Annotated in this window: 22 protein-coding genes; 7 read left to right on the forward strand and 15 right to left on the reverse strand. The window is 69.3% G+C overall.

Annotation, left to right across the window (positions count from 1 at the left end):
- Nucleotides 1-11: 11 nt before the first annotated feature.
- The 13 genes from J7654_RS02280 to J7654_RS02340 form a co-directional block, all read right to left on the reverse strand.
- Nucleotides 12-953 (reverse strand): phosphatidate cytidylyltransferase, encoded by a 942-nt coding sequence (locus J7654_RS02280; protein ID WP_209737832.1) that lies wholly within the window; start codon nt 951-953, stop codon nt 12-14.
- A complete protein-coding gene (locus J7654_RS02285) occupies nt 950-1,555 on the reverse strand; it encodes a lysophospholipid acyltransferase family protein (RefSeq protein WP_209737833.1) in 606 nt (201 codons plus the stop codon). Before J7654_RS02285 ends, J7654_RS02280 begins: the two co-directional genes overlap by 4 nt.
- Nucleotides 1,552-2,199: a CDP-alcohol phosphatidyltransferase family protein gene (locus tag J7654_RS02290; RefSeq protein ID WP_209737834.1), complete on the reverse strand. Its 648-nt coding sequence runs from the start codon at nt 2,197-2,199 to the stop codon at nt 1,552-1,554. Before J7654_RS02290 ends, J7654_RS02285 begins: the two co-directional genes overlap by 4 nt.
- Nucleotides 2,200-2,411: 212 nt before the next feature.
- A complete protein-coding gene (locus J7654_RS02295) occupies nt 2,412-4,202 on the reverse strand; it encodes an EAL domain-containing protein (RefSeq protein WP_209737835.1) in 1,791 nt (596 codons plus the stop codon).
- A 198-nt stretch (nt 4,203-4,400) separates the two neighbouring features.
- Nucleotides 4,401-4,910 carry a peptide-methionine (S)-S-oxide reductase MsrA gene (msrA, locus tag J7654_RS02300; RefSeq protein WP_209737836.1) on the reverse strand — a complete coding sequence of 170 codons (510 nt, stop codon included), beginning with the start codon at nt 4,908-4,910 and terminating at the stop codon, nt 4,401-4,403.
- Complete coding sequence (gene msrB, locus J7654_RS02305; RefSeq protein ID WP_209737837.1) at nt 4,907-5,356, reverse strand: peptide-methionine (R)-S-oxide reductase MsrB; 450 nt, start codon at nt 5,354-5,356, stop codon at nt 4,907-4,909. Before msrB ends, msrA begins: the two co-directional genes overlap by 4 nt.
- Before the next feature lie 183 nt (nt 5,357-5,539).
- Entirely contained in the window at nt 5,540-6,097 is a 558-nt protein-coding gene (locus J7654_RS02310; RefSeq protein WP_209737839.1) for a Ros/MucR family transcriptional regulator, read from the reverse strand.
- A 400-nt stretch (nt 6,098-6,497) separates the two neighbouring features.
- Nucleotides 6,498-7,106 carry a histidine phosphatase family protein gene (locus tag J7654_RS02315; protein ID WP_209737841.1) on the reverse strand — a complete coding sequence of 203 codons (609 nt, stop codon included), beginning with the start codon at nt 7,104-7,106 and terminating at the stop codon, nt 6,498-6,500.
- Nucleotides 7,103-8,140 (reverse strand): ABC transporter ATP-binding protein, encoded by a 1,038-nt coding sequence (locus J7654_RS02320; protein ID WP_209737843.1) that lies wholly within the window; start codon nt 8,138-8,140, stop codon nt 7,103-7,105. The genes J7654_RS02315 and J7654_RS02320 overlap by 4 nt, the downstream gene beginning before the upstream one ends.
- 4 nt (nt 8,141-8,144) lie before the next feature.
- A complete protein-coding gene (locus tag J7654_RS02325; RefSeq protein ID WP_209737845.1) occupies nt 8,145-9,890 on the reverse strand; it encodes an ABC transporter permease in 1,746 nt (581 codons plus the stop codon).
- 56 nt (nt 9,891-9,946) lie between these two features.
- On the reverse strand, nt 9,947-11,074 hold the full coding sequence (locus J7654_RS02330; protein WP_209737847.1) for an ABC transporter substrate-binding protein: 1,128 nt from the start codon (nt 11,072-11,074) through the stop codon (nt 9,947-9,949).
- A gap of 127 nt (nt 11,075-11,201) precedes the next feature.
- On the reverse strand, nt 11,202-12,041 hold the full coding sequence (locus J7654_RS02335; protein WP_209737850.1) for a MurR/RpiR family transcriptional regulator: 840 nt from the start codon (nt 12,039-12,041) through the stop codon (nt 11,202-11,204).
- Nucleotides 12,042-12,156: 115 nt separating this feature from the next.
- Complete coding sequence (locus J7654_RS02340) at nt 12,157-13,356, reverse strand: amidohydrolase (RefSeq protein WP_209737851.1); 1,200 nt, start codon at nt 13,354-13,356, stop codon at nt 12,157-12,159.
- 188 nt (nt 13,357-13,544) lie between these two features.
- Here J7654_RS02340 and J7654_RS02345 point away from each other — a divergent pair, with 188 nt between their 5' ends.
- Genes J7654_RS02345 through J7654_RS02375 form a run of 7 tightly spaced genes read left to right on the forward strand, consistent with a single transcriptional unit; the run spans nt 13,545 to nt 23,561 of the window.
- The gene (locus J7654_RS02345) at nt 13,545-14,303 is read left to right on the forward strand and encodes an IclR family transcriptional regulator (protein ID WP_209737853.1); all 759 of its coding nucleotides are present in this window, start codon (nt 13,545-13,547) and stop codon (nt 14,301-14,303) included.
- On the forward strand, nt 14,300-18,148 hold the full coding sequence (locus J7654_RS02350) for a hydantoinase B/oxoprolinase family protein (protein ID WP_209737855.1): 3,849 nt from the start codon (nt 14,300-14,302) through the stop codon (nt 18,146-18,148). Before J7654_RS02345 ends, J7654_RS02350 begins: the two co-directional genes overlap by 4 nt.
- A gap of 57 nt (nt 18,149-18,205) precedes the next feature.
- Nucleotides 18,206-19,780 (forward strand): ABC transporter substrate-binding protein, encoded by a 1,575-nt coding sequence (locus tag J7654_RS02355; protein WP_209737857.1) that lies wholly within the window; start codon nt 18,206-18,208, stop codon nt 19,778-19,780.
- A gap of 54 nt (nt 19,781-19,834) precedes the next feature.
- Entirely contained in the window at nt 19,835-20,842 is a 1,008-nt protein-coding gene (locus J7654_RS02360; RefSeq protein ID WP_209737860.1) for an ABC transporter permease, read from the forward strand.
- Nucleotides 20,839-21,735 carry an ABC transporter permease gene (locus tag J7654_RS02365; RefSeq protein WP_209737862.1) on the forward strand — a complete coding sequence of 299 codons (897 nt, stop codon included), beginning with the start codon at nt 20,839-20,841 and terminating at the stop codon, nt 21,733-21,735. The genes J7654_RS02360 and J7654_RS02365 overlap by 4 nt, the downstream gene beginning before the upstream one ends.
- A 1-nt stretch (nt 21,736) precedes the next feature.
- Nucleotides 21,737-22,771, forward strand: coding sequence for an ABC transporter ATP-binding protein (locus tag J7654_RS02370; protein ID WP_209737864.1), 1,035 nt, complete (start codon nt 21,737-21,739; stop codon nt 22,769-22,771).
- Entirely contained in the window at nt 22,764-23,561 is a 798-nt protein-coding gene (locus J7654_RS02375; RefSeq protein ID WP_209737867.1) for an ATP-binding cassette domain-containing protein, read from the forward strand. The genes J7654_RS02370 and J7654_RS02375 overlap by 8 nt, the downstream gene beginning before the upstream one ends.
- Before the next feature lie 24 nt (nt 23,562-23,585).
- On the opposite strand, the gene eutC is transcribed toward J7654_RS02375, so the two are convergent.
- Both eutC and J7654_RS02385 read right to left on the reverse strand, forming a co-directional pair.
- Complete coding sequence (eutC, locus tag J7654_RS02380) at nt 23,586-24,422, reverse strand: ethanolamine ammonia-lyase subunit EutC (protein ID WP_209737869.1); 837 nt, start codon at nt 24,420-24,422, stop codon at nt 23,586-23,588.
- Complete coding sequence (locus J7654_RS02385; RefSeq protein ID WP_209737871.1) at nt 24,419-25,807, reverse strand: ethanolamine ammonia-lyase subunit EutB; 1,389 nt, start codon at nt 25,805-25,807, stop codon at nt 24,419-24,421. Before J7654_RS02385 ends, eutC begins: the two co-directional genes overlap by 4 nt.

The following is a 25,807-nucleotide window of genomic DNA, read 5'->3' on the forward strand; positions in this document are numbered from 1 at the left end:
TCGCCCCCGCCTTACGGCACGAAGTAGTAATTCGTGAGATGGAAGAAGAGCGGCGCGGCGAAGGTGACCGAATCCATCCGGTCCAGCGCGCCGCCATGGCCCTCGATCATCCGGCCCCAGTCCTTGGCGCCCATGGAGCGCTTCACGGCCGAGAGCACGAGCCCGCCGCAGAAGCCGGCCAGCACGATGGCCAGCGCCATGCCGGCGGCCTGTAGCGGCGTGAAGGGCGTGATCCAGAACAGGCCGGCGCCCAGAAGCGTCGCGGCCGCGCCGCCGCCGAGAAAGCCCTCCCAGGTCTTGTTGGGGCTGACGACAGGCGCGATCTTCCTGCGGCCCCACAGCTTGCCGAAAATGTACTGGAGAACGTCGCTCGCCTGCACGATGGCCACGAGGAAGAACAGCAGAAGGACGTTGCGGCCCTCGAAGCCGGGAATCTTCAGGAGCAGCAGCGCGGGCGCGTGGCTGATGCAGTAGACGGTGAGCATCAGCGCCCACTGCACCTTGGCGGTCCGGGCAAGGAAGTCGTCCGTCTCGTGCTTCAGCACGGCCAGCACCGGCAGGAGCAGGAAGGCGTAGACGGGAATGGCGATGGAGAAGAGGCTCTGCCAGTCGATCCCGATCAGCACATATTGCAGCGGCAGGAAGACGTAGAAGGCGAAGGCCAGCGCGCGGTGGTCCGCCGGCCGCGTGGGCGTGAGCGAGATGAACTCGCGCAGGCAGTAGAAGGAGGTCAACGCGAAGAGCACCAGCGTCACCGTCTTGCCGAAGGTGAAGGCGAGCGCGAAGATCGCCACCATCAGCCACCAGGCGCGGATGCGGGCGTTGAGGTTGTCCACCGTGGCGCGGGCCTCCGGCGTCCTCGCCCGGCCGCGCAGCAGGCGGCCCGTGAGCGTGGCGAGCGAAAGGATGGCGACGAGGCCAGCGAAGAGCGGGAGAAGCGTCGGGTCCATCATCGCACCTGCGCCATGGCCACGATGGCGTCGCGCGCGCGGATGAGGAAGGCGTCCTTCTCCTCCCCCTCCCCAAGGCGGAGCGGGGCTCCGATGCGCACGTGGCAGGAGATCGGCACGGGCAGGAAGGCGCCGCGCGGGAAGGCGCGCGAGAGGTTCTCCAGGTAGACGGGGACGAGTTCGGCCTCGGGAAAGCGTGTCGCCAGCCGGAACAGGCCGGACTTGAAGGGGCCGGGCAGCTTCGCTCCGCCGCGCGTGCCTTCCGGGAAGATGATCAGCGAATGGCCGCGCCGCAACTGCTCCTCCAGCGGCGCCAGCGGGTCCTTGCCGCCCGCCGAGCCGGCCCTGTCCACCAGCACCGAGTTGAGAAGGCCGATGGCGATGGCCCGCCGAAGCCTGTCCTTGCCCCAATAGTCGGCAGCCGCGACCGGATGGGTCGTGGCGCGAAGACTTTTCGGCATGGCCGCCCAGAGCAGGATCGTGTCGAGATGGCTGCCGTGATTGGCGAAGTAGATGCGCTGGCGCGGCGAGGGCTGCGCGCCGATCCAGTCCGGCCGCCCGCCGACGAGAAAGCGTGCCAGCCCGACGAGCATGTCGTCGATCATCGCCCGCCCTCCAGCGCGCGCGCCATGCGCGCGATGCGACGAACGCAGGTCCAGGCCGTGCCGGCCACCACCACCGCCAGCACGACGAGCGGCACATGCAGGGTCTGGAAGAGGGCGATCTCGCCGAGGGACGCCACGCCCCCCAGCGTCAGCGCGGCCATGCGCTGGGGCTTGGCCATCGGCCCGCCGAAATCCTGCCCGAGCCCCAGGGAGGCCCCGAAGGCCCGCAGATAGGCGGTGAGAACGGCCAGCAGCGCCGCCACGAAGCCCAATTCCGGCAGGCCGGCCGCATAGCCGAAGCCGATGAGCAGGAAGCTGTCCTCCAGCCGGTCGGGAATCTCGTTGAACAGCGCCCCGGTCGGCGAGCCGCGCCCGCCTTCCACCGCCACCATCCCGTCGAGGAGATTGCACAGGAGCCGAAGCTGGACGAGGAGCGCGCCGGCGAGAAACAGCCAAGGGTATTCGGGCGCGAAGGCGAAGGCGATCCCCCCGAGCGCCGCGAAGAGGATGCCCGTCGCCGAAATGCCGTTCGGCGTGGCGGGTGTGCGCAGGAGCCCCCTTGCAAGCGCCTGTGCCCAGGCCGTGCCCCGCGAGGCCAGCGGACGGCGGTCCCCCGTCGCCTCCCTCTCCTTCGCCCCCCTCATCGCGCGATCTCCCCTGGTGCAGGATGCTGCCGAAGACAGACGGCGCGCCCCTTGCGAAAGGCTGTGCCGAGGGCTCGATTTGCGCTTTGCAAGGCTCGCCATCCTCCCGGTCGCCTACGATCAGGGAATCGTTGGCCACGACTTGACGGCCGCCGTGATGAAGCGAAAAAGGCCCGAAGGCAAGGGCCGAACGGCCCGCGCGGCGGACGAATTCAGCCCGGGACGGGCGAGGAGGAGGCTGGTGCCAGTCCCGCTTCGATACGGGCGCGCACGGCGCCCACTTCGAGCGGCTTGGCGATGAGGTAGCCCTGCACCTCGTCGCAACCGCGCTTTTCGAGAAGCGCGTAGGTCTCCGCGTCCTCCACGCCCTCGGCGACGACCCTGTAGCCGAGCCTGTGTCCCAGATCGATCATGGCCGAAACCGTGATATCGGCCATGCGTTCGCTCAGCATTCCGGCGATAAGCGAGCGGTCGATCTTGAGCGTGGAGGCCGGAAGGGCGAGGAGATAGGAGATGTTGCTGTAGCCGGCCCCGAAATCGTCGATGGCCACGCTGACGCCCAGGGCCCGGATGTCCCGCAGCCTTTGCACGGCCGTCTGGCTGCCGTCGAGGTCGATATCCTCCACGATCTCCACCTCGATGCGGCCCGGATCGACCCCCGCCGCCGCCAGCACCGCTTCCAGGCGCTCGACGAAATCCTCCTCCAGCAGGTTCCGGACCGAGACGTTGACCGAGCAGACGAGCCGCAGGCCCTCTTTCTCCCAGGCCGCGACCTGCCCGGCCGCGTGGCGCAGGACGAACTGCGTGACCTCCCGGATCAGGCCCGTCTTCTCCACCAGCGGAAAGAACTGAGAGGGCGGGATCGCGCCCATCACGGGATGGTTCCAGCGCAGCAGCGCCTCGACCGAGTGGCACCGGCCCGTGGCGAGGTCGATGCGCGGCTGGTAGACGAGGCGGAGTTGGTCCTCGGCGCGCAAGGCGGCGGGAAAATCGGACAGCAGGCTGAAGGAGCGGCGATGCGCCTCATCCTTGCCCGCATCGTACCAGGCAAGGCCGGTTTCGGCCTCTCGCGCCTGGCGCGCCGCAGCCAGGACGGTGCGCAGGATATCGGGCGAGGCCATTTCCACGAGGCCGACCTCGCGCAGCCCCGCGCACGGGCGCAAGGCCACCGGAATTCCCGCGGCCGAAGGCATCGGCGCGCGCAGTTCGCCCAGCACGGAGGAGAGCAGCGGCGCGGGATCGCCTATGCTCTCCAGCAACAGCGCCAGATAGGCGGCGCCGACGTGATAGACGACCGTTCCGGGCAGCACCTTCACCGCCATCTCCGCGGCATGGCGGACCTGCTCGTTGAAGAAATCCAGACCCAGAGCCCCGATGGCCTCGTCGATATCCCGCGTGCTCATGAGGTCGACCAGCACAAGCAGCCGCCTGGCATCGGGGTCGCGGCGCGCGACGGCCTGCATGTCCAGAAGCAGCTTCAGCCGGTTCGGCAGGCGGGTCATGGGATCGAGGAAGCCGATTTCCCGGTCCATCTTGACCTGCGTCAGCACCAGGGAGGCAAGATCCTCGAGCGCCAGCCGGTCCGCCTCCCCGAAGCTGCGCGGCGCGCTGTCCAGAATGCACACCGTGCCGATGGCATGGCCGTCATGGGTGATGATGGGCGCGCCTGCGTAGAAGCGAGGGAGGGGGGCGCCGTCCAGAGGGTCCAGGTCGCGGAAACGCTCGTCCTCTTGCGTGTCCTCCACGACCAGCGTCGCACGGTTGTCGATCGCGTGTACGCAGAAACTCTCCTCGGGGCGGTTCTCCTCCATCCGGGTGCCCAGATGCGACTTGAACCACTGCCGCTCGCCATCCATGAAGGTGATCAGCACGATCTCGGTGCCGAAGATTCGCTGCGCCAGCCTCGCGATGCGGTCGTAGGCGACCCGGCTCGTCGGGTCGTCCATGACGCCGAGAGCCTTCACGGCGTCGATCCGTCGCCGTTCCCTCCGCCTGGCCGCCATCGCCTCTTCCTTGCAAGACGCCGAGCGTTCCGCCGAGCTTAACGCTCACACTTCCATTTGGTTACGATAGCGCAGCCTCGATAGGTAGGAAATGCCCTGCGAGCCCTTGGAGCCGCGCAAGCGGCAGGGTGTCACAGGGAAACGGCAGCCCGCCCGCCGGCCTTTCACGGCATTGGGCGGGCTGCATTGCCGAGCGGCTCAGGCCGCGTCGGCCCGGCGCGGCAGCTTCCAGCCGGGCCGCACGAAGTGGCAGGTATAGCCGTTGGGGATGCGCTCCAGATAATCCTGATGCTCGGGCTCGGCCTCCCAGAAATCGCCGACCGGCGAAAGCTCGGTGACGACCTTGCCCGGCCAGAGACCGGAGGCGTCGACATCCGCGATGGTGTCAAGCGCCACCGCCTTCTGCGCCTCGTTCTCGTAGAAGATAGCCGAGCGGTAGCTGGGGCCACGGTCGTTGCCCTGGCGGTCGGGCGTGGAAGGATCATGGATCTGGAAGAAGAACTCCAGAAGATCGCGGTAGCTGACCACGGCCGGATCGAACAGGATCTCGATCGCCTCGGCGTGGTTGCCGTGGTTGCGATAGGTGGCGTTCGGCACCTCGCCGCCGCTATAGCCCACGCGCGTCGCCACGACGCCCGGAAGCTTGCGGATGAGGTCCTGCATGCCCCAGAAACAACCTCCGGCCAGAACGGCGCGTTCGGTGCTCATGCCACTTCCTCCACCTGGGGCAGATAGGCGCCGTAGCCTTCCGCTTCCATGTCGTCACGATGCACGAAGCGCAGGGAGGCGGAGTTGATGCAGTAGCGCAGGCCACCCCGGTCCCGCGGCCCGTCGTTGAACACATGGCCGAGATGGCTGTCGCCATGCCGGGAGCGCACCTCGGTGCGAACCATGCCGTGCGAAGTGTCCGTGATCTCGGCGACATGCGCCGGCTCGATGGGCTTGGTAAAGCTCGGCCAGCCGCAGCCGGACTCGTATTTGTCGGAACTGGCAAAGAGCGGCTCGCCGGACACGATGTCCACGTAGATGCCCGGCTCCTTGTTGGCCAGGAGCGCGCCCGTTCCCGGCCGCTCCGTGCCGCTCTCCTGCGTCACCCAGTATTGTTCGGGGGTCAGGGCGGCGAGCGCCTCTTCGGTCTTTCGATAGCTTGCCATGATGGATCTCCTTTGCCGATGGAGATGGTGACGGTGCGGCCCTTGTCCAACTGGAGACCGCGAGGGCCATGCCGCCGCGCAGCCCTTCATGGGGCCGCAAGGCAGGAGGCCCGTCCAGCCCCTGGGGTCATCTGCCCCTGCGGCCGGCGCGCCGGCCCTCGCTCCCCTAGCCGGGAGCGCGGTTCACTCCACCGGTTGGGCGGGCTTGGCCTTGGGCGCGCGCGCCGCGCGGCCCTCGCGCTTGGCACCTTGCGCCGACGATTTCGCGCGCTTGGGGGCGGCGGGCGCCGCCTCGGGTGCCCCCTCGGGCGCCACGTTCGACACCGTGTCCGACACCGCTTCCGTGGGCTTGCGCCCGAGGCCCAGCCGCTTGGCCACCTCGCGGCGCTGCTCCGAATAGCTCTGCGCCACCATGGGATAGTCGCGCGGAAGATTGTAGCGGCCGCGATACTCCACCGGCGTCAGGCCGTGCGAGGAGAGGTGGCGCTTCAGGCTCTTGTAGGGCTTGCCGTCGATCATGCTGAGGATGTGATCGCGCGAGGCGAGGCTGGCGCGCACCGAAACGGCCGGCACATGCGCGGGCTCCGCCGGCGCGGCGGGCTTGGCTTCCTCGTCCAGTGCCGCGCGCGTCGAGCGGATCAGATCGGCGAGTTCGCCGCTCGGAACCGCGTTGTTGCCGACGTAAGCGCTCAGAAGTTGCACCGTCAAAGCGGTGAGGTTAGGCTTTTCCACTTCGGACATCTTGGTTCTCTCTGCTGGGTTCGCAATGGCAAAGGCCTGTCGCCACGCGACCATGACCTTCGGTTGAAACTGGATTCCCCGGAATCTGCACAGATCGCCGACAAGCGCTCCCGCATCTCGGGCAAGTTCATTTGCTATAGTCAAGAATTGCACAATAGCCAAGCAATCGCGGCGAGATATTCAAATCTCACCACGCTCTATGCACCAAAACCGAGCCGATTGATCCCGATCGTGTTCGATCGAGGCTCGCGAACTCTACTTGGGGCCCGCTCCATCGTATCGCGGCCGGGCTCGCGCGGCCGGCCTCCCTGCGAGCGTGGCGTTTCGGCCGTCGCGCCGGGCCGGGCGGAGCCGCGAGGCCCTTTCGTCCACCCTTGCCGCCGGCGACAAGGCGCCCGTCTCAGTCGGGCGCGTCGAGGATCGGGCCCGTCGGGCTGTAGTTGAACAGCTCGAGCCGCATGTCGGTCAGCGACTCGCCCTGCCGGCGCAGGATGGTGAGGCTGGCCGGCCCGACGGGGATGATGCGCTTGGGGCTGATCCCGAGGAAGCTTTCCAGAAGCGCGCGGATGACCCCGCCATGGGCGACGACGAGGAGCGTCGCGGCGGTCTCCTCGCTGAGCGACAGCACGGCCTTTCGCGTCCGCCCCGCGAACCCGGCCCAGCTCTCGCCCCCCGGCGGCGTGTGCGTGCCCGCCCGCCAGCCGGCATAGGCCGTGGGGTCGGCGGCCACGAGATCGGCGATGCCCTGCCCCGTCCAGTCGCCGACATGGTTCTCGCGCAGGTCGGTGCGCCGCTCGGCCTGCGGAAAGCCCAGAAGCTCGGCGGTGACGCGCGCGCGAGAAAGGTCGGAGGTCGCCACGCGGTCGGGCGCAAGGTCGGCCACGGTGTTCTTGAGCGCCAGCGCCTGCGCGCGGCCGCGCTCCGAAAGGGAGATGTCGGCCTGCCCTTGCAGGCGGCGGATCGAGTTCCATTCGGATTCGCCATGGCGGACCAGGAGCAGGCGTTTCATCGCACCAGCGCTCCCTCGCGCGAGAACAGGGCGGCGGGCCGGTCGGGGATACGGAAATGCACGCTCTGCCCCACGCGAAGCGTCGGCGCGCGGTCGACCACCGCCGTCAGGCGCATGTCCTTCGAGACGCCGGTGATCATCGTGCGCCCGGCCACCGGGCTCGCCTCGGCATAGTCCAGCACGATCGTCCGAGGCCCCGCCGCCTCGTCCACGAAAAGCTCCTCGGGCCGGAACATGAAGGCGCCGCCCTCCCCCTGGCCGGAAAGGGGATGGCCGGCGGGAATGGCGTTGGCGGGCACGAGATTGGCCGGCGGGGTGCCCACGAAGGTGGCGACGAACGCGCTCTGCGGGTGGGCGACGAGCTCGTCCGGGCTGCCGAACTGCTCCACGCGCCCCCCGTTCATCACCGCCACATGGCTCGCCATGGTCATCGCCTCCACCTGGTCGTGCGTGACATAGACCGAGGTCGCGCCCGTCGCCCGATGGATGCGCAGAAGCTCCGTGCGCATCTCGACGCGCAGCTTGGCGTCGAGATTGGACAGCGGCTCGTCGAAGAGCAGGATGCCGGGCTTGGGCGCGATCATGCGGGCGATGGCCACGCGTTGCTGCTGGCCGCCGGAAATCTCGTTCGGATAGCGCTCCGCCAGCTTGTCGATGCCCAGGAGCCCCAGCACCTCGCCGATGCGCGCGCGCCGCTCGGCCCTGCCCATGCCGGCCACCTTCAGCGGCCATTCGACATTGCCGCCCACCGTCATGTGCGGCCACAGCGCGTAGGACTGGAAGACGAGGCCGGCATTGCGGCGCGCCGGCTCGATGGTCCAGCTTCGCGCTCCGTCCGACACGAGCTTGCCGTCGAACGCGATGGTGCCCGCGCTCGGCGTCTCCAGCCCCGCCAGCATCCGCAGCATGGTGGACTTGCCGCAGCCGGACGGGCCGACGAGCACGAGGAAGGCGCCCTTCGGCACTTCGATGGAGACGTCGCTGACGGCCTGAAAGCCGGCGAAGCGCTTGGAAAGGTTGGAGATGCGGATCATGGGATCAATCCTTCAGCCAGGGCTGGGTCTTGGCCTGCAAGCGGTTGGCCAGAAGCGTCGCGCCGATGGAGATCACGAGGACCACCACGGTGATGGCGTTGGCGAACTGGGTGAAGCCCTCCGAGGCGTAGCGATAGGCGAGCACCGACAGGAGCGGCATGGTGGGGGTGAAGAGCAGGACCACGAGGGACAGGTCGCGCACGATCTTCACGAAGATGATCAGCGCGCCGGCCGACAGGCCCCGGATCGCCAGCGGCACGGTGATGGCGCCCAGCCGCCGCAGGAAGCCAGCCCCGGTCAGGCGCGCGCTCTCGTCCAGGTCGCCCGACACCTGCTGGATGACGGCCCGCCCCGTCTGCGCCGAGAAGGGCACGAGATAGGCCGTGGCCGCCAGCACCAGCAGCGCGAAGCTGCCGTAGAGCGCCGGGAACGGGCCGATGGGCGCGCCGAAGAGCGCGATATAGGCGGCGCCGAAGGCGATGCCGGGCACCAGCAGCGGCAGGAAGGAGATCTGGTTGATCAGCCCCGACAGGAAGCCGCCCCGATAGCGCGCCAGCGCGAAGGCGACCAGAAGCCCGATCATGGTGCCCGTGAGCGCCACGCTCGCGCCCAGCCCCACCGTGATGCCGGTGGCCGTGAGGATGGCCGGATTGTGCCAGATGCCGGGCTGGCCTTGCGCGACGGAAGCGCTGGACAGGCCCGTCCAGTAATGCAGCGTCCAGTTGGAGAGGAGCGCGGAGGAGGACGGGGCAAGGCTCGACGCCACGAGGATCGCCACCGGCACGATGGTGGTGAGCACGCAGATGAGGAGCGCGGCCGAGAACAGCGGCAGGCGGGCCGGGCCGAGCGCGAAGCGCTTGGAGCGCCCGCCCTTCCCGGTGACGGTGGCATAGGAGCGCCGGCCGGAGATGACCCGGTTGCCGAGCCACAGGAAGAAGGCCGAGACGAGGATGAGCAGGATCGCGATGACGTAGCCCCGCGCCGTCTGGCCGATCTCGATCATGCCGAAGAGGCGGGTGGCCAGCGTCTGCATGCGCACCGGCAGGCCGAGCAGCGCGGGCGCGGCGAAGTTGGAGACGGCGCCCGCGAAGGTGAGCGAGGCGCCCGCCACGATGGCCGGCAGCGCCACGGGCAGGACGATGCCGGACAGGATGCGGCGGCGCCTGGCGCCGGCAAGCTGCGCGGCCTCCACCAGGTCCGAGTTGACGGTGGCGAGCGCCGCCGCGATCACCGTGAAGGCCAGCGAATAATAGTGCGCGATGAGGACGATGAGCGTGGGCACCATGCCCCAGGCCAGCCAGTCCGGCACCGCGAAGCCCAGCCCCTCCACGAAGCCGACCTGCCCGCCCACGCGCGAATTGCGGAAGAGCGAGCCCCAGGCGAGCGCGGTGGCGAAGCTCGGGATCATGAAGGGGAGCGTGGCCATCACCCCGATGGTGCGGCGGAACGGGATGTCCGTCATCACCACCAGCCAGGCCAGGAAGCCGCCGATGAGGACGCAGCCGGTCGCCACCCCGAAGCCGAGCGCGAGCGTGTTGGTGAGCGGCAGCCAGAAGAGGTTGCGCGAAAGGCGGCCGACGAGCACGTCGCTCCAGGCCTGCATCGTTTCGGGCCGCAGCGTCTCGGCCAGGATCTTCAGGAGCGGCCCGGCGATGAGCACGCCGATGATGGCGAGCACCACCAGCTTCAGGACAAGGCCGGGAGAGGCGGCGAACGCCCGCCCGCGCTCCGACAGGGAGATGGTCGACATGGGAAAAGCCCTCGGCCGAAGGGGGAGCGCCCATCCGGGGCGCTCCCGCGCGTGGCCTACTGGAGTTCGAGCACGAGGTCGGCGACGTCCCGGCGGATCTCAGCCGTCGCCTGCGGGTCGATGCGCCAGGCGATGAACTCGTCCAGCGGCACGGCGTCGGGATAGTCGGCGATGTCGTCCCGCGTGGCATAGTCGCCCGGCACGTAGAAGGGCGCGAAGCCCGGCCCGCCCGTATCCGTGTCGTCGCCCATCAGGAAGTCGATGGCCAGCCGCGCGGCCGCCGGGTTGGCGGCCTCGGTGACGATGGCCAGCACCGCCGGGAAGAGGATGCCGTTGGAGGGCACCACCTCGTTGGCCACCTGCAGCGCCCAGCCCTCGTCCTCGTTGTCGCGCCGGTCGGAGTAGGAGGTGAAGCCGATGGGCGGGTTCGCCTGCCCCAGGCGGCCGACCGCCGCGTTCACCGCGTCGGTGGAGCCGACGAGGATGAGGTCGTTGGCGAAGAGATCGACGATGAACTGCTCGCCGGCATTCTCCACGCCCTCGTCCAGCTCGATGGCCGCGCCGAACTGGGCCTCGTAGGCCTCGGCCATCTCCTCGCCCCGCAGGACGAACTCCGTCATCAAATCGAGATAATCGCCGCGCTGGAGCGGGTCGACCATCACGACACGGCCGGACCAGTCATCGGTGGTGAGCTGCCAGAGATTGTCCACCGGCGCGCCGTCCGGATGGGCCTCCTCATTGTACATCAGCACCTTGGTGGACAGGCGCTGGGCGAGAAGCGGGCTCTTGAACTCCTCGGCCAGCCGGTCCGCGACGCGCGGGGGCACGTAAGGGGCCACGATGCCGCTCTCCAGAAGCTCGGTGATCACCACCGGCGTGTCGGAGATGTAGACGACGTCGGCATTGGCGATGCCCGCGGCCGCCTCGGTCCTCAGCCGGGTGATCTGCTCGGTGGAGGACATGTCGTTGGAGACCATGTCCACGCCCGGATAGACTTCCTCGAACGCCGTTTCGACGCGGGCGATGCGGCTGGTGAAGGAATAGACCGTCACGCGGCCCTCCTCCCGCGCCAGAGGCAGAAGCTCCTCGGCCGACAGCGCGTCGAGATCCGGCTCCTGCGCGAGGACGGGCGGCGCGCTCATCAGCACGGCCATGGCGATCATGGGAATGGGCAGGCGTCTCATGGGTTCCTCCTTGGATAGGGCGGCCGGTCTTGGATGCCGGCTTCTTCTGCGCATAAACTTGCAACACTGCGATGACATGCAAATCCTCCTGCATGACGGCGGCGTGCGAAGTCCTCTTGATCCTCTTTCAGCGTCCCTCGAACGTGGCCAGAAGCTGGCCCACCCGCTCGAGGCGCTCCATCGAGCGGACCTCGTCGAGCTTGGCCACCTGCAGGACGAGCGCGTTGGTGATCGTCATGGGGACGGTCAGGGTCTGGAACGCCTCGTCGGAGCCGGAACGGGGCGCGAAGAGAAGATGGTCCCCCGCTGGCAGGAGCGAGGGGCCGACGGCGTCCGAGACCACCACGCGCGCCGCCCCCATCCGGGCGGCGTGATCGAGCACGATCGACCAGTGCCGGGGCGCCCTGCGGAAGGCGAAGGCCAGAAGCGCGTCCCCCTCCTCCATGGCGGCGAGGCGCTCCGCCAGATCGCGCGCGTCGCCGGAGAGGACGACCGTGTCGACGCCCATGCGGCGAAGCCGGCGATCCGCCAGCACGCAGAGCGCCTCCGCATTGCCGCGCGCGAAGATGAAGAGCTTGCGGGCGCCGACCAGCGCCTGCGCCGCCGCCTCCAGCCCGGCCTGCGGCACGAAGTCGGCCAGCGCCGAAAGCGCGGCGGCCTCCTGCGCCACGAGGTCGCCCAGGATCGAGCCGCCCGCCGCCGTCGCCAGCGTGTTGCGCACGCGCACGGCCGGGTCGGTCTTGACGATGAACTCCTGCCGCAGCGCATCCCGGAAATCGGCATAGGATTCGAAGCCGAGCTTGCGCGCCAGCCGCGAGGCGGTGGCCTCATGAACGCCGATCCGGCGCGCGAACTCCCCCGCCGTGCCCAGCGCCGCGTCCCGCGGCCGAGCCAGAAGCTCGCGCACGAGCTTGTGCTCGGACGGCGTCAACTCTTGCGCCGACGACTGGATCCGGTCAAAAATCATGGTGCCTCCCACCTCCAGCTATGCACGCCGCAAATCTGCTTGCAACAGGATTATCACCTGCAAGCCATCATGCATCACCGGATGACATCCATGTGATCGTCGGGAGACCGGTCGTTCAGGCGGGTGAACGCTCGCCGGAGCGGGTGGGCAAGACGCCGGAGCCGAGCCGTCCGCGTTTCTCGACGAGATGGGCAAGCAGGCTGGCGCCCACCGGCAGGATGGTGTCGTCGAACAGGAAGCCCGGATTGTGCAGCGGCACACCGCCATCGTGCCCGAGGTTGAAGAAGGCGCCCGGCACCACGCGCAGGAGATCGGCCATGTCCTCGGACCCCATGGTGGGCTCCGCGTCGGCCGCCGCCTTGTCCCCGACGATGTCGCGCGCGGCTTCGATCAGCGCCTCCACGGCTGCCGGATCGTTGTGCAGCACGTCGAAGACGTTGCGGACGGCCACGTCGATCTCCACGCCGTGGGCCAGCGCGAAGCCTGCGCCCAGCTTGCGGATACGATCCTCGATGAACCGCGCATCAGAGGTTTCGAAGTAGCGGAACGTGCCGGCCAGCACGGCCTCGTCGGGGATGACGTTGTAGGCCGCGCCGGATTGGAAGCGCGTGACGGAGAGGACGACGGCATGGGTGGGGTCGGTGTTGCGCGAGACGACGCCTTGCAACTCCTTCACCAGGCCTGCGGCGATGACGATCGGGTCCTGCCCCATGTGGGGCATCGCCCCGTGGCACCCCCTGCCCCGCACCGTGATATCGAAGAAGGCCGCGCCGGCCTGCGCCGGCCCGGGCCGCACCGACACGCGCGAATGCTCGCTATAGGGCGAGTTGTGCAGCCCGTAGAGTTCGTCGCAGGGGAAGCGCTCGAAGAGCCCGTCCGCCAGCATGGCGCGCGCGCCGCCCAGCCCCTCTTCGGCCGGCTGGAAGATGAAGACCGCTCGCCCTGAAAAGTCGCGGGTCTGCGCCAGATAACGCGCCGCGCCCAGCAGCATCGCCATGTGCCCGTCATGGCCGCAGCCGTGGAAGACGCCGGGGTTCCGCGAGGCGTAGGGAAGATTGGTCGCCTCGTCCATCGGCAATGCGTCCATGTCGGCCCGAAGACCGACCGTGCGGCCGGGCCCCGCGCCCTCCAGAACACCCACGACGCCCGTCCCACCGACATTGCGCGTCACCGCCACTCCCCAGCCTTCGAGGAGTTCGGCCACGCGGGACGCCGTGCGGACCTCCTGGAAGCCGATCTCGGGATGGGCGTGGAAATCCCGGCGGATGGCGGTCAGCTCATCCGCCGAGGCGGCGATGCGTTCGATCACGGCCATGGGGGAGGCACTCCTTTCGTTGCATGGGGCGCGGCTTCCGTTTTCGGCACGAAACCGCCTACCCTCTCATCTATTGCACAATTTTTGATCAAAATTTCGAGTGCTGAAAATATAGATTGACCGGCCGCAAAAACGCATCCTAATCTCAATTAACGGAACCTTGGTTCCATATTTTGGAACAATCTCCCATGTCAGTGCTCATCAATGCCGCCGCCGTGCTGCGTTGCTTCGATACACAGACGCCCAACCTCACCGTCACGGATGTCGTGCGGCGGCTCGACCTGCCCAAGGCCAACGTGTCCCGGCTGATGAAGGCCATGCGCGAGGCGGGCCTTCTGGAGACGGTGGGCCGCGGCCGGCAGCACCGGCCCGGCCGTTTCCTGCTCGACCTGGCGGCGGCCTTCCGCTCCTCCTCGCGCCTCATCAACCGGGCGGCGGATGTTGTCGCTGCGGTCAGCGGTCGCTTCGGCCACACCGGCTACGTGTCGATCCGCGATGGGCGCGACGTGACGGCAGCGGTGGATTTCGAGGGCACCAACTCGCTGCGGGTCGTGAGCAGCCTCGGCCGCCGCCTCCACGCCCATTGCAGCGCGACCGGGCGCACCATGCTGGCCCGGCTGAGCGACCGGGAGGTCCGCTCGCTCTATCCGGACGATCCGGCAGTCGAGGCGCTGTTGCAGCGCCTGCGGCGCATCCGGGCCGAGGGTTTCGACATCTCCAGCCAGGAATCGACCCGCGGCGTGGATGCGGTGGCCGTGGCCGTGGGTGATCCCTCGACCGAGGAAGTGGTCAGCCTGTGCATCGTCTATCCGCACATGCTGGTCGATGCGGCGGGGCGCGATGCCATCGTGGCGGCGCTCGCCGAAGGGGCGGCGGCCATTGCGCGGGAGGTCGGCGACACCGGCTTCATTCCCCCCGTCATCGCGCAGGAAGGACTTTTGGCATGAGCGTTCCCTCTCACCGCTGGCGCGTCGGCTTCGACATCGGCGGGACCTTCACGGATTTCGTGCTCTATGACGGCAAGACCTCGTCCGTCACGCTGCACAAGCGCCTGACGACGCCGCACGACCCTTCCGAAGCCGCCCTGCTCGGACTGCGGGAAATCCTCGCGGCCAAGGGTCTTTCCCACGGCGATGTCGGCGAGATCGTCCACGGCACCACGCTCGTCACCAACGCCGTGATCGAGCGCAAGGGCGCGCCCCTCGGGCTGATCACGACGCGCGGTTTCCGCGACATCCTGGAGATGGGAACCGAGCAGCGCTACGACATCTACGACCTCTTCGTCGCCTTTCCCGAGCCTCTGGTCGGCCGCGACCTGCGCCTCGAAGTGGAGGAGCGGCTGGATTCGCGCGGCGCGGTGGTGACGCCGCTCGACGAGGCCGGCGTCCGTCGCGCCGCCGAGGCGCTGGTGGCGCAAGGCTGCGAGGCCATCGCCGTCGCCTTCCTTCACGCCTACGCCAACCCGGCGCACGAACGGCGCGCGGCGCAGATCGTGCGTGGGCGTTTCCCCGATCTGGCGGTGTCCATCTCCTCGGAAGTCGTGGCCGAGATGGGCGAGTATCAGCGCTGCGTGACGACCTGCGCCAATGCCTATGTGCAGCCCCTGATGCACCGCTACCTCACCCGGCTGGAGAGCGCGCTGCGCTCGCAGGGCTTTTCGGGCCCGCTGCGGCTCATGCACTCCGCCGGCGGCCTCGTCTCGGTGGAAACCGCGCGCGACTTTCCCATCCGGCTTCTGGAAAGCGGGCCGGCGGGCGGCGGGCTCGCCACGGCGCTCTTCGGCAAGGCCGCCGGCCTCTCGGACGTGATCTCCTTCGACATGGGCGGCACCACCGCCAAGGCCTGCATGATCGAGAACGGCCGCGCCGAGATCGCGCCGCTTCTGGAGGCGGCGCGCGTCCATCGTTTCACCAAGGGCTCGGGCCTGCCGATCAAGGCGCCGGTGATCGAGATGATCGAGATCGGTGCGGGCGGCGGCTCCATCGCGGCCATCGACGAGGTGGGGCTCCTGAAGGTCGGCCCCCGCTCGGCGGGCTCCGATCCCGGTCCGGCCTGCTACGGCCTGGGCGGTGCGGAGCCCACCGTGACCGACGCCAATCTCGTGCTCGGCTATTACGACCCGGGCTTCTTCCTGGGCGGCGCGATGACGCTCGACCTTGCGGCGGCGCGCGAGGCCGTCGCGCGCGTCGCGGGGCCTCTCGGGCTCGGCATCGAGGAAGCCGCGCTCGGAATCCACAAGGTGGTGGTGGAGAGCATGGCCGCCGCCGCGCGCGTCCATCTGGTGGAGCGGGGCAAGGACCCGCGCGCCTATTCCATGATCGGCTTCGGCGGCGCCGGCCCCGCCCATGCGGTGGACGTCGCCCGGGCGATGGGCATCGCCTCCGTGCTGGTCCCGCCGGCATCCGGCGCGGCCTCCGCGCTCGGCTTCCTCGCCGCCCCCCTCTCCTTCGAGGGCGTGCGCTCGCGGCGCGTGGAACTGGCCCCGGGCTTTGCGGGGGAAGGCGTCAACGCCCTTCTCGCAGAGCTGGAAGAGGAGGGACTGCGCCGGCTCTCCGCCGCCGGCGTCGCGCGGGAGGACGCGGTGGTGGAGCGCACGGCCGACATGCGCCTCGTCGGGCAGATGCAGGACATCTCGGTGCCGCTCCCCTCCGGAACGCTCGGCGAGGACGACCTGCCGGCGATCCGCGAGGCTTTCATACGGGCCTATTCGGCCCGCTATGCCGCGCCGTTCGAAGGGTCGCGCTTCGAGGCGGTCAATTTCCGCGTCCGCGTCGCGGGGCCGACGCCCGAGCCCGCCCTCACCGGGGCGACGGGCGGCGGCGAGCCGGCGGCCAGGATCAAGGGCCGGCGCCTGTGCTGGTTCGACGAAGGGCGTTTCGAGACCGCGGTCTACGACCGCTACGCGCTCGTCGCGGGCGACGAGATCGAGGGCCCGGCGATCATCGAGGAGCGCGAGGCGACGACCGTGATCGGCCCCTCGGACCGCGTGACGATCGACGCGGGCCTGAACATCTGCGTCAGCGTCGGCGCCCTGAAGACGGATGCCGCCCGCCTCGGCGCGGGGCTGAGCCGGGCCGAGGCCGTGGCGCGCATCGAGGCCGACCCCATCGGCCTCGAGATCATGTGGTCGCGCCTCGTCAATGTCGTGGAGGAGATGTGGCTCACCGTGTGCCGCACCGCCTTCTCCCTGGTGATCGCCGAGGCGCAGGACTTCGCCTGCGAGTTGCTGGACAAGGACGGCGAGACGCTTGCCCACTCCCCGCGCGCCATGCCCGTCTTCAACCTGACGCTGCCGCGCGCGGTGAAGGCCCTTCTGGAGCACTACCCCGCCGAGACGCTGAAACCCGGCGACGTGCTCATCACCAACGATCCATGGCTGTGCGCGGGCCATCTCTTCGACATCGCCATCGTCACTCCCGCCTTCCGCGACGGGCGGCTCGTCGGGCTGATGGGCACTGTGGGCCATGTCTCCGACATCGGCGGCACCAAGGATTCGCTTCACGCCCGCGAGATCTACGAGGAGGGCCTCCAGATTCCGCCGATGAAGCTGTTCGACGCCGGAACGGCGAACGAAACGCTTCTGGCGCTCATTCGCCGAAACGTGCGCAACGGCGAGCAGGTGCTCGGCGACATCTTCTCCTTCGTGGCCGCCAACCGGCTGGGAGCGGAGCGGCTCGAGGCGTTCATGGCCGACTACGGCATGGACGATCTGGGGGCGCTCGCCGAAGTGGTGCAGGGCCTGTCGGAAAAGGCCATGCGCGAGGCGATCGCCGCGATCCCCGACGGAGACTACCGCTCCACCATCGCCAACAACCCGCTCGGCGAGCGGATCGAGTACCCGGTGCTGGTCAAGGTGCGTGGCCAGACCATCTCGGTGGATTTCGAGGGCGTGCCGCCGCAGCTTCCGCAGGGGGGCCTGAACTCCACGCTGAACTACACGGCCGCCCACACCACCTACCCGCTCAAATGCATGCTCACCCCCTCGGTGCGCGGCAATGCCGGCTGCTACCGCCCCTTCGCGGTGGAAGCGCCGGAGGGCTCCATCCTCAACCCGGCCTATCCGGCGGCGGTGAACCTTCGCACGCGCACCGGCTGGTACATCGCGCCCAACATCTTCATGGCGCTCGCCAGGGCGGCGCCCGCAGGCGTCCAGTCCTTCTCGGGCCTCGCCGTGGCGGCCAATGTCTATGGCCGGGACGAGAACGGGAATTTCTACTCCGACATGCTGTTCTGCGGCGGCGGGCAGGGCGGATCGGCGCGTGGCGACGGGCATTCGGCGCTCCTCTGGCCGACATCAGCGGCCAACACCTCGATCGAGCTGATGGAAAGCCGCGTGCCGATCCTCGTGATCGAGAAAGCCTTCCTCCCGGACAGCGGCGGGCCGGGCAAGGCGCGCGGGGGGCTCGGCCAGATCGTGCGCTTCCGCAAACGCGACGACGACGGCCACGTCACGCTCGTCTCCATCTACCCGGAGGGCGTCGACAACCCCATTCCCGGCCTTTTCGGCGGTGGATCGGGAGGCGGCGCGCTCGGCCGCATCGTCGATGGGCAGGGCAAGGTGCTGCGCGACTGCGGGACGGGCGCCCTCGTCGAGATCCGCGAGCCCGGAGAGATCGTGGAGTTCGTGCTCGCCGGCGGCTCGGGCTACGGCAATCCCGCCGAGCGCGACCCGGCCGCCGTCGCGCGTGACCTCGCGCTCGGCTTCGTCACGCCCGAACATGCCGCGCGCCATTACCGCGCCGACCCCGCAAGGGCCGGCGCGACGGGGAGGAGGAACCCGGTCGACGCCTGAGAAGCGCCGCCCGGGCCGCATCGAAAGCCTCACAGCCACTCATACGGAGCCACGACGATGACCTCCCCTGCCCTCCTTCCGCTCACGCGGCGCAGCCTTCTGGCGGCCGCCGGCGCCGGTCTTGCCGCCGCCGTCTTTCCCGCCCCCCTTTTCGCCCAGTCGGGGAGCGCGATCCTCGTGATCGCGGCCGGGCAGGACATCCCGAATTTCGACCCCCACACCGCCACCGGCTATTCGGCCTCCTTCTTCCTGCGCAACGTCTACGATCCGCTGGTGCGCGTGGAGGGCAATCCGCCCGAGCCGACCCCTGCCCTCGCCCAAAGCTGGGAGGTGAGCGAGGACGGGCGCGAATACGTCTTCTCGCTGAACCCAGAGGCGCGCTTCCACGGCGGCAGCCCGGTGACGGCAGAGGACGTCGTCTACTCTTTCCAGCGCGCCCTGCGCCTGGCGCAGGGCAACGCATGGATGATCCGGGGCATCGTGGAGGAGGACGGGATCGTCGCACAGGACGAATCCACCGTCCGCTTCACGCTCGCCGCCCCCTTCGCCGCCTTCCTCCAGGTGCTGCCGTGGATCTTCGTCGCCGAGAAGGCGGCGATCGAGGCCAATCTCGGCGAGGACGACGGCCAGGCCTGGCTCATGGCGAACATCGCCGGGTCCGGCCCCTTCTCGCTCGCCCGCTCGCAGGCCGGCACGCTCTATCATCTGGAACGCGTCTCCGATGCCTGGCAGCAGGGCGGCGGCAACCTTCAGGGCGTCGTCTGGCAGATCGTGCGCGAAACGGCGACGCAGCGCCTGATGCTCCAGCGCGGCGAAGTCCATATCGCCATCGACCTCACCAGCGAGGACATGGACGCTCTGGAGGGCGCGGCCGGCGTGGTCCGGGTGATCGAGCCCGAGTACCGGACCTTCTCGATCAAGTTCAACACGCAGCACGGGCCGCTTGCCGACATCCATCTGCGCAAGGCGGTCTCCTACGCCACCAACTACGATGCGATCCTCGACGCGGCGGGCTATGCCGACCTCATGGTCGGCCCGCTGCCGAGCACGATCTTCGGCCACGACCCCGGTCTGGAGGTCTACCGGACCGATCTTGAGAAGGCGCGCGAACACCTGGCGCAATCGGCCTATCCGCAAGGCGGCATCACGCTGCGCATGGTGCATGTCTCCGGGCTCGAGCAACAGCGCCGCTGGGCGCTGATCATGCTCGACAGCCTGCGCCAGCTCGATATCGACCTGGAGATCGTGCCGATGAACTGGCCCGACATGGTCGCGGCCTGCCAGTCGCCGGAGACGTTCCCGGACCTCTTCCCCGTCTACCAGACGGCCAATTACGGCGACCCGGACAACATCGCCTTTGCCGCCTACCACTCCTCGCGCAACGGCGGGTGGCAAAACGCGGTCTACGCCAACCCGGAGGTGGATGCGTTGATCGAGGAAGGACGCACGCAGATCGACCCGGCCCGCCGCGAGGAGATCTACGCCGAGTTCCAGCGCAAGGTGGTGGAGGACGCGCCGGACATTTTCGGCGTCCTCGAGCGGCGCAAGCTGGGCATGCGCGACACCGTCCAGAACTACCGCTTCACCCCGGTCGCCTCCAACGCGATCGAGGCATTCGGCCTTTCGCTCTAAGGCCCGGCAGGGGAGCGGCACACCCGCTCCCCGTCCCGGCAAAAGGACCGGCCGATGCTGTTGTTCGTCCTCAAACGGCTCATCCTGATCGTCCCGGTGCTGATCGGGCTGACGGTCGTCATGTTCGTGATCGCGCGCGTCCTGCCGGGCGACCCCGTGGCGCTCGCCGCCGGGCCCAACGCCACGCGCGGCGAGATCGAGGCGCTGGCGCGCCAGTTCGGCCTCGACCAGCCGCTCTGGACGCAATATTTCACCTATCTCTCCGGCTTGCTTCACGGCGATCTGGGCACCTCGCTCTCCACGCGCCGCCCCGTCGCCGCCGATATCGCGGCCTATCTTCCCGCGACCCTCGAACTCGTCTTCGCCGCCATGCTTCTGGCCATCCTCGTCGGCGTGCCCCTCGGCCTCCTGACGGCCGTGTGGCGCAATCGCTGGCCGGACTACCTGGCGCAGGTCGCGGCCATCGGCGCCATCTCCATGCCGCGCTTCTTCCTCGGCCTCCTGCTCCAGCTCTTCTTCGCCATGTGGCTGATGTGGCTGCCGCTCGGCGCGCGCCTGCCCATCATCACCATTCCGCCGCCCACCGTCACCGGCTTCTTCACGCTCGACGCGCTGATGGCCGGCGATTTCGACACCTTCCGCACGGCGCTGCGGCATCTGGCCATGCCGGCCATCGCCATGTCGCTTTCGCCGCTGGCCACCATCATGCGCATGATGCGCGCCTCCACCATCGAGGTGATGCAGCAGGACTATGTCACCACCGCGCGCGCGCTCGGCCTGCCGCGCGCCAAGATCATCGGCAAATACGTCGCCCGCAACGCGGTCTCCGCCACGCTGACGGTGATCGGCCTCTATTTCGGCTGGCTCCTGGGAGGCACCGTGCTGGTGGAGACGGTCTTCGACTGGCCGGGCCTCGGCCTCTATGCGACGCGCGCGATCCTCGCCCAGGACATGATGCCGGTGATCGCGGTGGCGCTGGTGATCGGCGTTCTCTTCGTGACGGCCAATCTTCTCATCGACCTCCTCTACGGCGTCGTGAACCCGAAGGTGCGATACTCATGACGGACGCGGCCGCGCCCCTTGCCCCGCCCGCCGCGATGCCGAGGCGCGACCGGCTGCGGCGGGCCTTCTTCCGCTTCCGGCAGAGCCGGCTCTCGCTCGTCGGCGCGGCGATTTCCGCGCTCGTTCTCTTCCTCGCCCTCTTCGGCGCCGCGCTCGCTCCCTATCCCGCCCATGTGGCGGGCGGCGTCGATACCGCCTCGCGCTTTCTGGCGCCCTCGCCCGCCCACCCCTTCGGCACCAACGAGCTGGGGCAGGACGTGCTCTCGCTGGTGATGGCCGGCACCCGGGCCTCGGTTCTGGCGGGCTTTGCCGTGGTGGTGATCGGAACGATCATCGGAACGCTGGTGGGCGCCGTCGCGGGATTTGCCGGGCGGTGGATCGACGAGGCGCTGATGCGCCTGACCGATCTCACCCTCACCATCCCCTCGCTGATCCTCGCCATGGCGATCGCGGCCGCGCTCGGCCCGGGCTTTGCCAACATGGTGATCGCGATATCGCTGTCCTGGTGGCCGGGCTATGCGCGCCTCGTTCGCGGCGAGGTTCTGGCCGTGCGCGAGGAAACCTACGTGACCGCCGCCCGCGCACTGGGCGCCGGCCCCTCGCGCATCCTCTTTCGCCACGTCCTGCCGAACGTCGCCTCGCCGGTGATCGTCAAGATGTCGCTGGACATGGGCTTTGCCATCCTCACGGTCGCCGGGCTCGGCTTCATCGGCATCGGCGTGCGGCCGCCCACGCCCGAATGGGGCACGCTCCTTTCGCTCTCGCGCTCCTACATGCCGGATGTCTGGTGGACGGCGGTGGCGCCGGGCATGGCGATCTTCCTGGCCGTCTTCGGCTTCAACCTTCTGGGCGACGGGCTTCGCGACGCCTTCGACCCGAGGGGACGGCGCTGAGATGGCCGAGACGCTCCTGACCATCCGGGGCCTGCGCCTCTCGATGCAGAGCTTCGACGGGGAGGCCAAGGTCCTGAACGGAGTGGACCTGACGGTGCGACGGGGCGAAATCTGGGGCCTCGTCGGGGAATCGGGCTGCGGCAAGTCGCTGACCGGCCTTTCGGTCTCACAGCTCCTGCCCTCCCCGCCCGCGCTCTATCGCGGCGGCGAGATCCTCTTTGCGGGCCGCGATGTCCTGAAGGCAGGGCGCGCGGAGATGGAGGCCCTGCGCGGCAAGCGCATCGGCATGATCTTCCAGGACCCCACCACCAACCTCAACCCCGCCTTTCGCGTCGGCGAGCAACTGGCCGACGTGGCGCTCTCCGCCGCCCGGCACGACCCCGCGATCCTCGATCTGCCGGCTGGCGCCAACGCCCGCAGCCGCCGCAAGGCGGCGTGGCGCCTGGCGGAAAGGATGCTGGAAAGCGTCGGCATTCCCGATCCCGCCTCGCGCCTGACCGCCTATCCCCATCAGTTCTCCGGCGGCATGCGCCAGCGCGTCCTCATCGCCATGGCGCTGATCGGCCGACCCGACCTCCTGATCGCCGACGAGCCCACCACGGCGCTGGACGTCTCCGTGCAGGCGCAAATCCTCCAGCTCATCAAGCAGGCGGTCGCCGAACGCCACATGGGCGTGATCCTGACCACGCACAATCTGGGCGTCGTTGCCCAGACCTGCACGCATGTGGCGGTCATGTATGCCGGCAATATCGTGGAGAGCGGGCCCGTTCGCGCGGTGATCGGCTCGCCCGCCCATCCCTACACACGCGCCCTGCTCGCCGCGATCCCGAGGCGCGACACGAGGCGGGGCGAACTCAAGGGGCTGGCCGGGCAGGTGCCGGACCTCGTGGACCCGCCGCCGGGCTGCCGCTTCGCGCCGCGCTGCACCCTCGCCCTGCCCGCCTGCCGCGCGGCGCTGCCGGCGGCGCTGGAGGTGGGGGCCCACCATCATGCGGCGTGCATCCGCGCGCACGAGCCGGAGCTTCTCCATGCCTGACGCTCTCCTGGAGATCGACCGTGTTTCGAAGACCTATCGCGGACGCGGCGGGCTGTTCGGCCGCTCGCCGGATGTCGAGGCGCTGAAGGGCGTCAGCCTCTCCGTCCGCAGGGGCGAGAGCTTCGGGCTGGTGGGCGAGAGCGGCTCCGGCAAGACCACGCTGACCCGCGCCATCCTGCATCTGGAGACGCCGAGCTCGGGCGCGATCCGCTTCGAGGGGCGCGATCTGGCAAGGCTCCCGGCCAGCGAGATGCGCCGCCTGCGCGCCCGTATCCAGATCGTCTTCCAGGACCCCTACGCCTCGCTGAACCCGCGCCTGTCGGTCCACGACATCGTCACCGAGCCCATGGTGATCCACCGCGACACGCTCGGCCTCGATGCGCGCGCGCGCACCGACAGGGCCGCCGAGCTCCTGTCGCTGGTCGGCCTCGGTCCGCAGCACCTCTACCGCCACCCGCACGAATTCTCCGGCGGGCAGCGCCAGCGCATCTGCATCGCGCGCGCGCTCGCCTCCGGCCCCCAGCTCCTGATCCTCGACGAGCCGACCTCGGCGCTCGACGTGTCGGTGCAGGCCCAGGTGCTGAACGTCCTGATCGATCTTCAGGAGCGACTGGGCCTGACCTACTTCTTCATCAGCCACGATCTGGCCGTGGTGCGCTATCTGTGCGACCGGGTGGCGCTGATCTATCGTGGCGAGATCGTCGAGGAAGGCGAGAGCGCGCAGGTCTTCGAGGCGCCGCGCAGCGACTATGCGCGGATGCTGATCGGCGCGATGCCGGATATCGGTTGAGGTCAGGGGCCGCTTGGGAACGGGCTACCGGTCGTCCGCCAGCGCTCCGGGGCCGGGTGCGGAGGAGAGCCATTCGCGGTCGCTCTCGTCCTTCAGCGCCACGCCGGTGGCCCCGCGCCGGCGCGCCTCCATCAGGAGCCAGACTGCCTTGTGGGCGGCCCTGTCGAAGGACAGGCCGGCCGGGCGCACATTGGAGATGCAGTTCCTCTCGGCGTCGGAACGGCCGAGGCGGGGCGCGGCCGTGAGGTAGAGGCCAAGGCTGTCGGGCGAGGACAGGCCGGGACGTTCCCCGATCAGCATCAGCACGGCGCGCGCCTCCATCAGCTCGGCGATCTCGTCGCCCACTGCCACGCGCGCATTCGCCACGACCGGCACATGCCCGGCCGCGCGCAGGCCGGCCGCTTCGAGGCGCGGGCGCAGGCGGGCCAGGAAGGGGCCGGCGTTCTCGTTCACCGCCCGCGCCGAAAGGCCGTCGCCGATCACCACGGCCAGATCGGCCTGCGCGTCCCGATGGGCCGCCGCGCGTTCCCGATCCCGCTCGTCCAGCCGACGGCCGAGATCGGGCCGGCGCAGATAGTCCGAGCGCGAGGCGGCCCGGCTCGCCAGGGCCAGCGGCTCGAAGCCGGCCGCGCGCACGGCCGCCGCCACCGCCGCCTCGTCCATCGGCTGATGCACCGCGTCCCGCGCCCTGGCATGGGCCAGCCCGAAGCCTAGGACCTCGCGCGTGGGAAGGGACGCGCCGCTGCGCCCGAGGGCGATGCGGGCCGAGGTGAGAGCGGCCAGCTCCCGCCAGGGGTCGGGCGGAACGCCCTCGCCCGCCGGCGCCGGCGCGGGCGGGCGCCCGTTCCGCTCCCCGCTCACGCCGCCTTGCCCGGCAGCGCGGAGAGCAGCGGCTGGGCCGGGCTCTGCGGCAGGAGGGCGCCATCGGGCGCCGTGATCCGCATGCGCTCCAGCCACGCCTCGAACTCCGGCGCGCGCTTCAGCCCCGTGATCTCGCGGATATAGAGCTGGTCGTGGAAGGATGTGGACTGGTAGTTCAGCATCACGTCGTCGGCGCCGGGCACGCCGATCACGAAGGCGACGCCCGCCACCGCCAGCAGCGTGAGCAGCGTGTCCATGTCGTCCTGGTCGGCCTCGGCATGGTTGGTGTAGCAGACGTCGCAGCCGAGCGGCAGGCCCATCAGCTTGCCGCAGAAATGGTCCTCCAGCCCGGCGCGCACGATCTGTTTGCCGTCATAGAGATATTCCGGGCCGATGAAGCCGACCACGGTGTTGACGAGCAGCGGCTCGAAGGGCCGGCATACCGCATAGGCGCGCGCCTCCAGCGTCTGCTGGTCGATCCCGTGATGGGCGTTCGCCGAGAGCGCCGACCCCTGGCCGGTCTCGAAATACATCACATTATCACCCAGCGACCCACGTTTCTGGGAGCGACCGGCCTCCATGCCCTCGCGCAGCACCGCGAGGTCGATGCCGAAGGAGGCGTTGGCCGCCTGTGTGCCCGCCACGGACTGGAAGACGAGGTCGACCGGAGCGCCCTTGCCGATCAGCTCGATCGAGGTCGTCACATGCGTCAGCACGCAGGACTGGGTGGGAATGTCGAAGCGGGCGATCAACTCGTCCAGGAGATGCAGGAGGTCGGAGATGACGGGCACGCTGTCGGAGGCCGGATTGATGCCGATCACCGCATCGCCGCAGCCATAGAGCAGGCCATCCAGCGTGGAGGCCATGATGCCCGCCATGTCGTCGGTCGGATGGTTGGGCTGAAGCCGCACGGCCATGGTGCCCGGCAGGCCGATCGTGTTGCGGAAGCGCGTGACGACGCGGCACTTGCGGGCCGCCAGGATCAGGTCCTGGTTGCGCATGATCTTGGAGACGGCGGCGGCCATCTCGGGCGTGATGCCGGGCGCGGCCCGCGCCAGCATGTCGCTCGTCGTGGTGGAGGCGAGCAGCCATTCCCGGAAGTCGCCCACCGTCATCGAGGCGAGCGGGGCGAAGGCCCGCGCGTCGTGCGTGTCGATGATCAGGCGCGTCACCTCGTCCGCCTCGTAGGGAACGAGCGCTTCGGAGAGGAAGGTGGCCAGCGGCAGGTCCGCCAGCACCATCCGCGCGGCCATCCGCTCCTCCTCGCTGCCCGCCCCGATGCCCGCCAGCGCGTCGCCCGAGCGGTGGGGCGAGGCCTTGGCCATCACCGATCCCAGATCGTCGAACAGCCAGCGCGTGGAACCGATCGTATGGCTGTAGCCCAT

Origin of the sequence: Aureimonas populi (assembly GCF_017815515.1) — a bacterium.
Taxonomy (GTDB): domain Bacteria; phylum Pseudomonadota; class Alphaproteobacteria; order Rhizobiales; family Rhizobiaceae; genus Aureimonas; species Aureimonas populi.

What these genes read in the sequence shown, in the direction of transcription:
- J7654_RS02280 (WP_209737832.1), bottom strand. Translation starts at nt 953, where the DNA reads ATGATGGACCCGACGCTTCTCCCGCTCTTCGCTGGCCTCGTCGCCATC.
- J7654_RS02285 (WP_209737833.1), bottom strand. Translation starts at nt 1,555, where the DNA reads ATGATCGACGACATGCTCGTCGGGCTGGCACGCTTTCTCGTCGGCGGG.
- J7654_RS02290 (WP_209737834.1), bottom strand. Translation starts at nt 2,199, where the DNA reads ATGAGGGGGGCGAAGGAGAGGGAGGCGACGGGGGACCGCCGTCCGCTG.
- J7654_RS02295 (WP_209737835.1), bottom strand. Translation starts at nt 4,202, where the DNA reads ATGGCGGCCAGGCGGAGGGAACGGCGACGGATCGACGCCGTGAAGGCT.
- msrA (WP_209737836.1), bottom strand. Translation starts at nt 4,910, where the DNA reads ATGAGCACCGAACGCGCCGTTCTGGCCGGAGGTTGTTTCTGGGGCATG.
- msrB (WP_209737837.1), bottom strand. Translation starts at nt 5,356, where the DNA reads ATGGCAAGCTATCGAAAGACCGAAGAGGCGCTCGCCGCCCTGACCCCC.
- J7654_RS02310 (WP_209737839.1), bottom strand. Translation starts at nt 6,097, where the DNA reads ATGTCCGAAGTGGAAAAGCCTAACCTCACCGCTTTGACGGTGCAACTT.
- J7654_RS02315 (WP_209737841.1), bottom strand. Translation starts at nt 7,106, where the DNA reads ATGAAACGCCTGCTCCTGGTCCGCCATGGCGAATCCGAATGGAACTCG.
- J7654_RS02320 (WP_209737843.1), bottom strand. Translation starts at nt 8,140, where the DNA reads ATGATCCGCATCTCCAACCTTTCCAAGCGCTTCGCCGGCTTTCAGGCC.
- J7654_RS02325 (WP_209737845.1), bottom strand. Translation starts at nt 9,890, where the DNA reads ATGTCGACCATCTCCCTGTCGGAGCGCGGGCGGGCGTTCGCCGCCTCT.
- J7654_RS02330 (WP_209737847.1), bottom strand. Translation starts at nt 11,074, where the DNA reads ATGAGACGCCTGCCCATTCCCATGATCGCCATGGCCGTGCTGATGAGC.
- J7654_RS02335 (WP_209737850.1), bottom strand. Translation starts at nt 12,041, where the DNA reads ATGATTTTTGACCGGATCCAGTCGTCGGCGCAAGAGTTGACGCCGTCC.
- J7654_RS02340 (WP_209737851.1), bottom strand. Translation starts at nt 13,356, where the DNA reads ATGGCCGTGATCGAACGCATCGCCGCCTCGGCGGATGAGCTGACCGCC.
- J7654_RS02345 (WP_209737853.1), top strand. Translation starts at nt 13,545, where the DNA reads ATGTCAGTGCTCATCAATGCCGCCGCCGTGCTGCGTTGCTTCGATACA.
- J7654_RS02350 (WP_209737855.1), top strand. Translation starts at nt 14,300, where the DNA reads ATGAGCGTTCCCTCTCACCGCTGGCGCGTCGGCTTCGACATCGGCGGG.
- J7654_RS02355 (WP_209737857.1), top strand. Translation starts at nt 18,206, where the DNA reads ATGACCTCCCCTGCCCTCCTTCCGCTCACGCGGCGCAGCCTTCTGGCG.
- J7654_RS02360 (WP_209737860.1), top strand. Translation starts at nt 19,835, where the DNA reads ATGCTGTTGTTCGTCCTCAAACGGCTCATCCTGATCGTCCCGGTGCTG.
- J7654_RS02365 (WP_209737862.1), top strand. Translation starts at nt 20,839, where the DNA reads ATGACGGACGCGGCCGCGCCCCTTGCCCCGCCCGCCGCGATGCCGAGG.
- J7654_RS02370 (WP_209737864.1), top strand. Translation starts at nt 21,737, where the DNA reads ATGGCCGAGACGCTCCTGACCATCCGGGGCCTGCGCCTCTCGATGCAG.
- J7654_RS02375 (WP_209737867.1), top strand. Translation starts at nt 22,764, where the DNA reads ATGCCTGACGCTCTCCTGGAGATCGACCGTGTTTCGAAGACCTATCGC.
- J7654_RS02385 (WP_209737871.1), bottom strand. Translation starts at nt 25,807, where the DNA reads ATGGGCTACAGCCATACGATCGGTTCCACGCGCTGGCTGTTCGACGAT.